Source organism: Acinetobacter chinensis, from assembly GCF_002165375.2.
GTDB classification, from domain to species: domain Bacteria; phylum Pseudomonadota; class Gammaproteobacteria; order Pseudomonadales; family Moraxellaceae; genus Acinetobacter; species Acinetobacter chinensis.
Window position 1 is genome coordinate 2,644,068 of record NZ_CP032134.1, and the last position, 11,303, is coordinate 2,655,370.

At 41.7% G+C, this 11,303-nt stretch carries 10 protein-coding genes; 2 read left to right on the forward strand and 8 right to left on the reverse strand.

All coding sequences use genetic code 11. The features are described 5' to 3' along the window. Positions 1–4 precede the first annotated feature (4 nt). The 5 genes from CDG60_RS13475 to CDG60_RS13495 all read right to left on the reverse strand — a co-directional run bounded on the left by CDG60_RS13475 (position 5) and on the right by CDG60_RS13495 (position 4,238). The gene (locus CDG60_RS13475; RefSeq protein WP_087513353.1) at positions 5–1,225 is read right to left on the reverse strand and encodes an MFS transporter; all 1,221 of its coding nucleotides are present in this window, start codon (positions 1,223–1,225) and stop codon (positions 5–7) included. Positions 1,226–1,242: 17 nt separating this feature from the next. Beyond that, entirely contained in the window at positions 1,243–1,800 is a 558-nt protein-coding gene (locus CDG60_RS13480) for a TetR/AcrR family transcriptional regulator (RefSeq protein WP_087513352.1), read from the reverse strand. 182 nt (positions 1,801–1,982) lie between these two features. After that, complete coding sequence (locus CDG60_RS13485) at positions 1,983–2,504, reverse strand: acyl-CoA thioesterase (protein ID WP_087513351.1); 522 nt, start codon at positions 2,502–2,504, stop codon at positions 1,983–1,985. A 254-nt stretch (positions 2,505–2,758) separates the two neighbouring features. After that, positions 2,759–2,968, reverse strand: coding sequence for a hypothetical protein (locus CDG60_RS13490; RefSeq protein WP_087513350.1), 210 nt, complete (start codon positions 2,966–2,968; stop codon positions 2,759–2,761). Positions 2,969–3,224: 256 nt separating this feature from the next. Beyond that, positions 3,225–4,238: a patatin-like phospholipase family protein gene (locus tag CDG60_RS13495; protein ID WP_394373885.1), complete on the reverse strand. Its 1,014-nt coding sequence runs from the start codon at positions 4,236–4,238 to the stop codon at positions 3,225–3,227. 133 nt (positions 4,239–4,371) lie between these two features. On the opposite strand from CDG60_RS13495, the gene chrA reads away from it, so the two are divergent. Then, a complete protein-coding gene (gene chrA / locus CDG60_RS13500) occupies positions 4,372–5,586 on the forward strand; it encodes a chromate efflux transporter (protein WP_087513349.1) in 1,215 nt (404 codons plus the stop codon). A gap of 51 nt (positions 5,587–5,637) precedes the next feature. Here the strand turns inward: chrA and gltS are convergent, their stop codons facing one another. Both gltS and CDG60_RS13510 read right to left on the reverse strand, forming a co-directional pair. Beyond that, on the reverse strand, positions 5,638–6,876 hold the full coding sequence (gene gltS / locus CDG60_RS13505; protein WP_087513348.1) for a sodium/glutamate symporter: 1,239 nt from the start codon (positions 6,874–6,876) through the stop codon (positions 5,638–5,640). A gap of 638 nt (positions 6,877–7,514) precedes the next feature. After that, on the reverse strand, positions 7,515–8,822 hold the full coding sequence (locus tag CDG60_RS13510; RefSeq protein ID WP_087513347.1) for a DcaP family trimeric outer membrane transporter: 1,308 nt from the start codon (positions 8,820–8,822) through the stop codon (positions 7,515–7,517). Positions 8,823–9,207: 385 nt separating this feature from the next. Here CDG60_RS13510 and CDG60_RS13515 point away from each other — a divergent pair, with 385 nt between their 5' ends. Continuing rightward, positions 9,208–9,915: a nitroreductase gene (locus tag CDG60_RS13515; protein WP_087513346.1), complete on the forward strand. Its 708-nt coding sequence runs from the start codon at positions 9,208–9,210 to the stop codon at positions 9,913–9,915. Between the two features lie 82 nt (positions 9,916–9,997). On the opposite strand, the gene CDG60_RS13520 is transcribed toward CDG60_RS13515, so the two are convergent. After that, positions 9,998–11,221: a multidrug effflux MFS transporter gene (locus CDG60_RS13520; RefSeq protein ID WP_406565290.1), complete on the reverse strand. Its 1,224-nt coding sequence runs from the start codon at positions 11,219–11,221 to the stop codon at positions 9,998–10,000. Positions 11,222–11,303 lie beyond the last annotated feature (82 nt).

The following is an 11,303-nucleotide window of genomic DNA, read 5'->3' on the forward strand; positions in this document are numbered from 1 at the left end:
CTCTTTATTTAAATTGAACAGCTGATGATCTGGACGTGATCAGTCTGATATAAACATACAGCGTTAGCATGACGATCACAGCACACAGCAGATAGGTCTTCTGAAAACCGTACTGAGCGATCACCATACCCAGCAGTACCGAACCGATTGCCATGCCTGCATCAAACAGCGTAAAAAATGTAGATACAGCATGTCCCATTCTCTGCTTTGGTGCTGACTGTATTGCCAGCGTCTGAAAACAGGGAAACAAAGAACCATAACCCATACCAATAAATACAGCAGACAACCATAAAAGCCACTGACCGGATACCATACTCACCATCACAAGCCCTGTTGCGAAACAGACAAATGAAGGGTAAATCACAGCACTTGCTCCCTTTCGGTCGTATATTTTTCCAACCCAGGGACGCACCACAATCATGGAAACTGCAAAGACAATAAAAAACAGACTGATGGAAGCCAGTAAGTGTTTTGATTCCGCATAAGCTGCGATAAAACTCATGATGCTGGAATAGGCAAAAGCCGTCAGCAATGCCACCACACCTATAGGAATGGCACGAACTTCGATGATGTCGTGTATTCCAAGTTTCGTTTTATCTGGCACTCCAGCTTTATCTGAGGTTGCTGCATCTGTATCTGCTACATTCTGCTGAACCGGAATCATTAAACAGAATATAAACCCTAAACAGATGATCGCGGTCAGTAAAGCAAAAAGCATCTGGAAATCGGTAAACTGAATAACACTCAGCGCAATCAGTGGTCCAAAGACAACCGCTAGGTTTGTGGACATGACAAAATAGCCCATCCCCTCACCTTTTCTGTGCGCTGGAATAAAATCATTGGCAACAGGTACTGTGACGGTCGTCAGCACACTGAACCATATACCGTGAATAAACCGGATGAGCAGTAATGACCAAAGACTGTCGGCAAACAGATAGCTGAATGCAAACAGCGTGTACAGCAGTTCAGAACCACGGAAAGACCGCTTTTTACCCAGTTTCTGAATAATCAGACCTGAAAATGGACGTACTGCAATGGATGAAATCAAAAACAGAGTTAAAGCCAGACCGGCTTCTTTGACCGAACCACCCAGTTCTTTCATGATATAAACCGGCAGAACGGTCAGCAGTGCATAATAGTAAATAAACAGAAAAAGGTTATTCAGCACACATAAAATAAAAGATCGGTTCCATAGCCGTTGCTGAGATGCACTGACAATATCCATATAAAAGTACCAGAAAATTACGGAGTACGGGCTGGATGCAGAACCAGCTGCACTAGAGCTTCTATATAAGACTCATCAGGAATACGGTTAAAAAAGATAATCTGATAATGGATAGGGCCATACAGCGTGTCGAGCATCAGTTCAAAAGGATAATCCGCCTGGATTTCCCCCTGCCCAATGGCTTGCTGAATCAGTTTTCGGGTCTGCTCACGGCGTGGTAAAAGATACTGCCTGAAAAACTCGCCTGCCGCTTCTCTATGTTCAGCCATGACCACCAGTAAAGCCCGCCCAACAGGATGGTTCAAAGCGCAGGATAACTTCAGCAGTTGCTGCTTCAGGTTGTAGTCCAGTGAGGCATTAAAATCCAGGTCAAATACTGAAGCAGTCTGTTCACGGAAAGCTTCAAAAACCAGGTCAGACTTGTGCTTCCACCAGCGATAAATCGTGGATTTGCCCACACCGGCTCTGGCAGCAATATCTTCTACGGTTAAACTGCTGTAATCCGATTCTTCCAGCGCCGCAATCACAGCATTTAAAATACACTGCTTACGACGGGAGCTTTTTCCTGTTTCCATGCGGTTTACTGCTTATAATGAAACGATACGTATCGTATCATTATAAGTAAAATAAAACCCTATGGCTATGCATTCTGCTTAAAAATGTAATCTGAGTTCAGTTTCAGAGACTTATTGTGCTATCGGGATTTTCTTCCTGTAAATAAAAAAGACCGGAATCCGGTCTTTTTTATATCAGCACATTAACTCTGCACTGACTTTTTATAAATACTGCATGATGGATGATGGTTTTCCTGCAGACGGGCAACTTTACGGTGCTCCGCAGCTTCAAATCTGCAACGTTTCCAGTCATTGTTCAGATCCAGAGGTGGAATCTGTTTCGGCTTACCGGTTTCATCCACAGCAACCATTGTAAAATAACAGCTGTTGGTATGGCGAACCGTACGTTTCTGAATATTCTGCGCTTCTACACGAATACCGATTTCCATGGAAGTACGGCCAACATGGTTTACACTGGCAAGAAAAGTCACCAGTTCACCCACATGGATAGGTTCTTTAAAATTCACCTTATCTACAGACAGTGTTACCACATAACTGCCAGAATAACGGCTTGCACATGCATAAGCTACCTGATCCAGCAACTTCAGAATTGTTCCACCATGGACATTACCTGAAAAGTTAGCCATATCAGGAGTCATCAGGACGGACATGGTTAATTCAGACTGGTCTTCGGATGCTGGAGCAATTAGGTCTAATGGGGACATCGTTTTCTCTGGACTCTTTATAAGACGAGGGATATGTGAATATTATTATATCGTTTTTAGCTGAAATTAAATGTTCAATTCGGCAACAATTTCATCATTATTATTTATAGTGATTTGAGCATCATTCAGAAAAATATATATTCAGTGCTCAATATACACATCACAACAATGAATACAGAATCTTTCAAATTTCAGTTTATGCTGCTTAAGCACTGATATAAAAAAGATTCTGTTCTGTATATTTACTGACGCTATTATTCAGCATCTACCAGACATAACATTTCAGCTGAAATATTGTCATAACTCAGGTTGTTGTTTGAGTCAATTTCCGCTGAAACCGTGAAACTGCCATCCATATTTTTTTTCTGCACCGTAAAGATCAGCTGTGGACTGATTGTAAGTCTGACCTGCTGCCCAATCTGAATACCCATTGTTGCCGTACCAGACTTCTGTTCTTCAGGCATATTTAAATCCAGCTTTCATTTATATATGTAAATTATATGCAATAAAACCAATCTATCAAACATAAATATATGAATAAAAAAAATATTAAATACGATTTATGTATATAATAATAGATATTAAGTCTTAATAAATTCAAGAAAATGATCTGAATAATAATTTTAAGTCTTTATATTACTCAGATCAGTATTACGTAAAATGCCACTTTTCACAGGAAATGTTATAGAACAGCATCTTGTAAACAGACCTGCGGTATGTTCAATACTGGTCTTTCACAGAAAACTGTACTTCTTTTTCTTTCAGTGGATAATGCCGTTTATTGAAGACAGCTTCAATATCATTCATTTTTAACAACGCCGCATTTATACCAGCCTGAATGGTTGCTTCACGCCCTTTTACATCAAAAATATGTGCTTTTTCCCTTAAATCAGGCTGAATAACGATGTCCGCAGATTTCAGTTCTTCACGTGCCAGACGGTTCTGCATGATGTTGATGTTCTGATTAAATAATCCCCAGACATTGGTGGTTTCGGTATATACCGGCTGTGCCAGAATATCCACTGCAATCACAATATCCGCACCCAGTTCACGCGCGGTATCTACAGGTACAGGACTCACCAGTCCACCATCCACATACTCTGTTTCCCCAATCTGTGCGGGAACAAACATACTCGGAATAGAGACCGACGCACGAACCGCCTGTCCTGTATTACCATAGTTAAAAACCACTTTCCTGCCCTCCCGCAGCTCAGTGGCAACCACATACATCGGTATTTTTAAATGCTCAAGTGAAGTGTCTGCCACCTGATCATTGATATAGTCTTCAACTTTTTTACCATCAAAAAAACCTTTCATGCCCAGTTTAATGTCACGTACATCGCCTGCTTTCATTTTTAAAGCAATATCACGAAGTTCCACTGCATTTTTACCACTGGCATAAATTGAACCGACAATACTGCCTGCACTCGTACCCACAATAAAATCAGGGCGGATACCATATTCCTCAAGTACCTGTATAGCACCGATATGGGCGTAACCACGCGCACCGCCACTTCCGAGTACCAATGCAATGACCGGTCGATGCTGTTCAGTTTTTATCTTATTAAAATCAACTTTATTTATTCTTGCTTCTGCATCCATCTGACGATGAGGAACTTTATTTTCAGAAACCGATGGCTGCACTGTCACAGGTTGAACAGGCATGGCAAAAACCTGACTGCCTGTCAGGCACATTACACCCAGAGCATATTTTAAAAATTTCATATTCACCATCTACAAGCAGTCTGACCATCACCCGAAAACAGGCTATAGTCTAAGAATATTTAATTACATAAACCGTAATTTTTAGTAAAACTGTCATGTATTCCTGATATTTAATGTAAGGTCTTTTTCTAAAAATACAAGAATGAATCCGACACTTTCTTATTTTAAAATTTTTAAAATCTTTTTAAAAACAGGCTGTATTGCTTTTGGTGGACCCGCATCACACCTTGTCCTGTTCCATTTTATTTTTGTTCAGAAAGAAAAATACTTAAGTGCAGAAGAATACTCTCAGCTGGTCGCACTGTGTCAGGTTATTCCCGGTCCAACCAGCAGTCAGGTCGGTATGGCAATTGGATATCACTTCAAAGGCTATCTCGGGGCATTTTATGCATGGCTCGGTTTCAGCTTGCCTTCTGTTGTTCTGATGATCTGCATTGCCCTGTTAGGACAGCAATACTCTGCGCTGATCGGCTCTCAGGGATTTCATATTATTCAGCTGATTGTACTGGCAGTCATCGGATGGGCTTTCTGGCAGATGCTCAGAAGTCTGTGCAGCAGATTATGGCAATATATCCTGGTTGGTCTGTCAGTACTGTTTCTGTCTTTTGCACCGGTGAGTACAGGACAGATCAGTCTGATCATGATATCAGGGCTGATCGGTATTTTACTTTATAAACCCTACAAGAACAGCAACTCAGATACATACGCAGAAAATCCAGCGGATAAAACAGTGCATCGTCCTGTATTCAACAAGCGGAATATACGGTCTTCAGCCTTATGGCTGCTGATGTTTACAGCCCCCTTTTTACTTGCCCCGTGGCTGCATAATTCAGAGTCACGTGGCTTATATCACCTGTATGAAGCCGCTTCACTGGTATTTGGTGGTGGACATGTCGTGCTGCCTTTTCTGTATCAGGACTTCGTTCAGTCCAGCCTGATTCAGGCACAGCAGTTTGACCTGGGCTATGCTTTTGCTCAGTTGATGCCGGGACCTTTATTCAGTTTCTCTGCTTACCTGGGTGCATCCGTTCCTTTAGGTCCAACACCATTGGCAGGTGCTCTGCTGGCAGTGACTGCCATTTTCCTGCCTTCTTTTTTTCTGTTGTTTGCGACTTTGCCTCACTGGCAATGGTTGATGGCACAGCACCGCATTCAGGCTACCCTGATGGGAATCAATGCAGCGGTCTGTGGACTTTTACTTGCCATGATTGCTGAAATGTCCAGGCAACAGATCCACCAGATTTCAGACCTGTTTTTTGTACTGCTGGTGATGATCGCCTTAAGAAGTAAAGCTCCCGTGTGGCTGATTCTGCCAGGCAGTTTTTTCATTTATTTATGGCTGATCAACTTTCTATAGAGCTGAAAAAAGAAAAAAGCCAAATTCGGCTTTTTTCTTTTTCTTCAGGTTTTAAGCAACAAATTTCAGAATCATCTGAATCACTGTTGCGTTGATTAAATCTACAAAGAATGCACCACACAGCGGCACAATCAGAAATGCCTTATGTGATGGTCCATACATGTTGGTGATTGCCTGCATGTTGGCAACCGCTGTTGGCGTTGCACCCATACCGAAACCACAATGACCCGCTGAAAGTACCGCAGCATCGTAGTTTTTACCCATCACCCTGAATGTTACAAATGCAGCATACAGCGCCATTGTAATGGTCTGAGCCCCTAAAATTACAACCAGTGGACCTGCCAGGTCAGCCAGTTGCCATAATTTCAGCGAGAGTAATGCCATTGCCAGGTAAAGCGACAGTGACGCATTACCAAAGACATCGATTGCACGGTCAAAAATACTGACCTTAAATACACCTTCCAGAACATTACGTAAAATAACCCCACCGCCGAGTGTCCAGACAAATGTAGGAAGTTCAAACCAGGTTCCTTTACTGAAACCTGTCATAAACTCAGCAAAAGCAAGACAGGCTGCGAACATACCCAAAGTCGTAATCGCATTATCAGCTGTGATCAGACGAACCTGATGCGGATATTCAAAAGGAACAAATTCCTGCCCTTCCTGTTCAGCTGTATGCTGATTATGATCTTTATCCTGCAGATCAGCACGAGCTGTTGCAAGAGCGTACTTTTTAATCAGCAGACGTGCCAGTGGTCCACCAATCAAACCACCAATGATCAGACCGAATGTTGCACTTGCCATACCCAGTGCCAGTGCACCCTGAATACCATGTTCAACTTCGAGGATTTCACCCCAGGCACCCGCAGTACCATGACCACCGGTCAGTGTGATTGAACCTGCAATAAGACCAATTAATGGATCAATGCCCAGTAAGGTTGCCAGGCTCATCCCCACGAAGTTCTGTACCACAATAAATGAGGCAACACAGACCAGGAAAATAACCAGACCAATACCACCTTCACGCAGTTTAGCAAAATTGGCACTCAGACCAATGGATGCAAAGAAAATCAGCATGAAACTGGTTTGCAGTTCACTGCTGGTGGTAATGCTGTATCCCCATAAATTATGGACAAGCAATGAAATCACCGCTGCAACAAGACCACCGGCAACAGGTTCAGGAATATTGTATTTTTTAAGAAATTCAATATTGTTGACAAGAAAACGTCCAAGTAGAAGGACAATAACCGCTGCTATCAGCGTATAAAACGCGTTAAAAGTGAATTCCATGGGAAAGTCCCTTGTATATCATGAATACTTTTTGTTTCACAGTCTGACCAAATATCATTTCAGATAAGCATCCCTGGACTGTTTTTGATCAGTTCTGTACAGATTCAAATCTAAGTTATTCAGTGCATTCTGCAATTAGAATAATGTAAATCAGATCACATTTTTAAATTTCTGTGAACAGATCAATTATTCCGTCATCAATTGAAAATATTTAATTTTTCCAGCTAAGTACTGACAAAAAAGTAAACGCTTTTACGCATATTGAGGAAGATGCGATACAGCAGTTTCAGCGTATGGGTATTCACTGTTCTTTGCTGTACAGGCTTAAAACTGAGGGATAATCTCATTATAAGCTCCTTACAAGTAAGATCCTTTTCAGTCTTGATTCGACTTAAGCAGGATAAATCTGAGGGTTAAAAAAGGTGTAAAAGGGCGACATTATGCAGTTTTTTTAAAAATTGTCTTCATTTTTTTACATTTTTTATTATAAATCTGACTTATTCATTTTTAATCTTAATATTCCTGCGAAATACTCAGCATTTTCATAAAAGTGACAGCCTGTACGTCCATCACTGTTTTTCAGACATAAAAAAAGAGGTGATCAATCACCTCTTTTTGAACTTTAAGACCGATGCAGCTTAGAAGCTGTATTTAGCCATCAAGCCTACACGGTTATCTTTATAAGATTTACCTGCAAATGTTTCACGCTTACCATTGATATATTCAACACCCAGGTCAATTGGTTTAGCTGGTGAATAAATCACGTTTAGCCATGCCTGTTGAACTTTTTCATTACCTAACTGATTTGCTTTTGCATAACCATTGTCATCATCAGCAAACATACCACCATAAGCCAGTGTTGTACGTAAGTTAGGCAGCACTTTATAAGTTGCGCCAACCTGAGCTGCATTAAACTCATTCTGTTTAATATTATTGTTTGCATCAACTACATAAGCCGAGTTACTGCCATACATATAATTGCTGTTACCTTTTACATGTGTAAAATCAGCAAATACTTTTAATGGATCTGTCAGCTGGTAATTTGCACCAACTGCAATACCCCAACCAGTTTTGTCATCCTTTGCAGTTTCTGACTTATAATTTTCAGCCAGTACGCGTGCAGTTGCTGTACCTTTTCCATCTGCAAAGCCCTGAGTAAGCTTAGCAGTCAGTACAGGTAAACGATATTTCAAATCAGCTGCAGCTCCTTCGACATCAGCAAGAGTTGCCATGCCTGCCTTACTGTTACCTTCTTCGGCAGCAATAAATAACTGAGTTTGTGGCGCAAGATTAAGTCCATAACGAACCTGAGGAATACGCGTAGTACCACCACCAATGTTAGTTGCGAAGTCAATCATTTCAGGTGCATGACCTGCCAGGAAGTTCGACGTTGTCTGACCGAATAACCAGTTGTTTAAAGTTAAATAAGCGTGACGGATACGCAGATTTTCATTCGCTCCGTTACCTGCAAAATCCACTTCAACCTTACCACCAACTTTGTCATCGCCTACTGGAGTGTTAAAATCAAGACCTAAACGGGTCGTTTTTGCTGTTGCACGTAATTTATCTTTTGTTGCACCAGTACTTTTATGAACAGAGCCGAAGTCATCGTCTGCACCTTCAAGGATATAGTTTGCATCACCACGTACAAAACCGTACAGGTTAATTTCTGCACCGCCTTTGGATTTCATTGAAAACGGTGATGCAGGCTTAGTTGAAGGTGCTATAACCTGTGGCTGTGCTTTAACTTCAGCAATCTGAACCTGTTGCTGCTGCTGAACCTGATTCTGCTGTTGAACCATACTTTTCAGAGATTCAATTTCCTTACGCAGTTGCTGAATCTGCTCCTGCTCAGTTTTACCTGCATGAGCACCAGTTACCATCACAGCTGATACAGCAAGCGCAAGACCCTGCGCGATAAATTTACCGTTAAGTAAGTGACCCATTTTTGTCTCCAGAATTATAATCTTCGCATCCGTGCTTGATGACTTTTTGCTCTAAAATCAAATGAAAATTCACGATTAAATAAAAAATCCACCAACAAAAACCATCGCACTTTATGCATAACAGAACAGTGAAAAAGTTTTTAAAATTTGCTAAAAAAACACATCATGTGATCTACACACCCGTCAAATCTAACAACTTCCATTAATAATTAAAATCAGTTTTACCGAACAAAAATAAACAATTAATCCATTTTTCAGATTAATATTATAAAAATATTAATATATTCTGTAACTTATATTTTCTTTACAATTCTCTTAAAGTACATTTATTAGACTATTGTATATATTACAAACAGCTAAAAAACTCATTTTTAAAGGATTTTTTATGAATCTGGATCAGGTTCGTCTTGTTGACAATGCCATTTCAACCCGTCATTCAGTACGTGCTTTTTTAAATACCCCTGTCAGTTCTGAGACCATTAAGGACATTCTGACCGTTGCCAGCCGTGCCCCATCGGGAACAAATACCCAGCCATGGAAAGTCTATGTTGTCACAGGTCAAAAAAGGGCTGAAATGATCGAAAGAGTCTGTGCAGCTCAGATTGAATTATTTAATAACCCTGCCCTGGCATCAGAATATAAAGAGACCTTTTCCTATTATCCTGAGACCTGGATTTCTCCATATATCGACCGTCGTCGTGAAAATGGATGGGGGTTGTATGGGTTGCTGAACATCCAGAAAGGTGAAAAAGAAAAAATGGCTGCACAACAGTTACGTAATTATCAACTGTTTGATGCACCTGTCGCGCTGTATTTTACGGTCAATAAAGCAATGGGAATCGGATCAAAAATGGACATTTCCATGATGATTCAGAATGTCATGACTGCGGCTAAAGCCCGTGGACTGGACACCTGTCCACAAGCTGCATGGAACCATTTTCATCCGATTGTTATGGATGTACTGCAAGCACCTGAAGATGAAGAACTGGTCTGTGCCGTGGCATTGGGCTTTGCAGATCCTGACCATATTGTGAATACTTTTATCACTCCGCGGGTACCTGTTGAAGACTTTGCTGTTTTTCTGGATGAATAGATTCTGAGCCTGTTTTAGAGCTTCATCAAAATCCTCCTGCAGATAAAGGGGGATTTTTACTTTCAGATACAGTCTGATGAACTCATAAAACGGTACCTTGCTGCTGATATCTTAAATTCAGTCTGTATATGGCATACAGTCCCGCTGAAATAAACAGCAGCATCAGCAGTCCCATATTGAACAGCGCACTCCAGACCAGAAAGTTCAGAATAACACCGCCCATTAAACCACAGGCGAACTGAAAACTGCCCATAATGGCACTTGCAGTCCCAGCTCTTGCGCCCTGCTCTGACATTGCAAGTGCCATGGCATTAGGCCCTGTAAATCCAATTCCTGATACAGCCAGAAATAGTCCGCCCATTACAATCCACAAAGGAGCTGCCGGCAATACACCTGCAATGATCAGAGTCACTGCACCACTCATCTGAATCGCACCGCCTGTTTTTAAACGCTGCAATATGCCAAATTTCCCTGCTAATTTTTTATTGAGGGTTGAAAACAGCATGATACCAAAAGCATTGACACCAAATGCGATTGCAAAATGCTGCTGACTCATACCATAACCATCCATCAGTACAGCAGAAGATGAGCTGATATAACAGAACATTGCCCCACCGGTGAAACAGCCTGCCAGCATGGGCCATCTGAATCCTGGATCTTTTAAAATTGCAGCATAAAGCGTCAGTACCTGATTCAGGTTTAAATGCAGGCGACGTTCTGGTACCAGAGTTTCTTTAAAAAAGAAGTGGACACAGAACAGACAGACTGCTCCCATTAAAATCAGAAACACAAAAATGGCATGCCAGCTGAAAAAATTCAGCACCAGTGCGCCCAGACTCGGTGCAATCACAGGGGCTATCCCCATCACAATCATCATACTGGCAAAAGCCTGAGCGGATGCCTGTACATCCAGCCGGTCACGGATCGCAGCACGTGCTATCACCACGCCAACACAGCCCCCAAGAGCCTGAAGAATACGGGCTGCAATCAGACTCCATTCATGACTTGCCATAAGGCACAGCAGACTGGCTGTAATATAGAGTATCAACCCAAAATAGAGCGGTTTCTTCCGCCCGATTCTGTCACTGACCGGACCATAGATCAGCTGTCCCAGTGCAAGCCCCAGGAAATATGCAGGCAGCGTATTTGCCATCATCTGGGTACTGACACCGAAATCTGTTGCCATCTGTGGCAATGCAGGCAGATACATATCAATGGACAATGGTCCAAGTGATGTCAGTAATGCCAGCAACATGATCCATGACGTGGAGTATTGTCTGTTTGGGCGTTGATCTGCTATATCCATATTTCTTTTTTAAATGGCTCTTGTGCAGACAAGATTACATTGTTCAGCGTATTATTTCTGCATGCTCTAAGTGAAGTTTCAC

What these genes read in the sequence shown, in the direction of transcription:
- CDG60_RS13490 (WP_087513350.1), bottom strand. Translation starts at nt 2,968, where the DNA reads ATGCCTGAAGAACAGAAGTCTGGTACGGCAACAATGGGTATTCAGATT.
- CDG60_RS13480 (WP_087513352.1), bottom strand. Translation starts at nt 1,800, where the DNA reads ATGGAAACAGGAAAAAGCTCCCGTCGTAAGCAGTGTATTTTAAATGCT.
- CDG60_RS13495 (WP_394373885.1), bottom strand. Translation starts at nt 4,238, where the DNA reads ATGGTGAATATGAAATTTTTAAAATATGCTCTGGGTGTAATGTGCCTG.
- CDG60_RS13515 (WP_087513346.1), top strand. Translation starts at nt 9,208, where the DNA reads ATGAATCTGGATCAGGTTCGTCTTGTTGACAATGCCATTTCAACCCGT.
- CDG60_RS13520 (WP_406565290.1), bottom strand. Translation starts at nt 11,221, where the DNA reads ATGGATATAGCAGATCAACGCCCAAACAGACAATACTCCACGTCATGG.
- CDG60_RS13510 (WP_087513347.1), bottom strand. Translation starts at nt 8,822, where the DNA reads ATGGGTCACTTACTTAACGGTAAATTTATCGCGCAGGGTCTTGCGCTT.
- CDG60_RS13485 (WP_087513351.1), bottom strand. Translation starts at nt 2,504, where the DNA reads ATGTCCCCATTAGACCTAATTGCTCCAGCATCCGAAGACCAGTCTGAA.
- CDG60_RS13475 (WP_087513353.1), bottom strand. Translation starts at nt 1,225, where the DNA reads ATGGATATTGTCAGTGCATCTCAGCAACGGCTATGGAACCGATCTTTT.
- gltS (WP_087513348.1), bottom strand. Translation starts at nt 6,876, where the DNA reads ATGGAATTCACTTTTAACGCGTTTTATACGCTGATAGCAGCGGTTATT.
- chrA (WP_087513349.1), top strand. Translation starts at nt 4,372, where the DNA reads ATGAATCCGACACTTTCTTATTTTAAAATTTTTAAAATCTTTTTAAAA.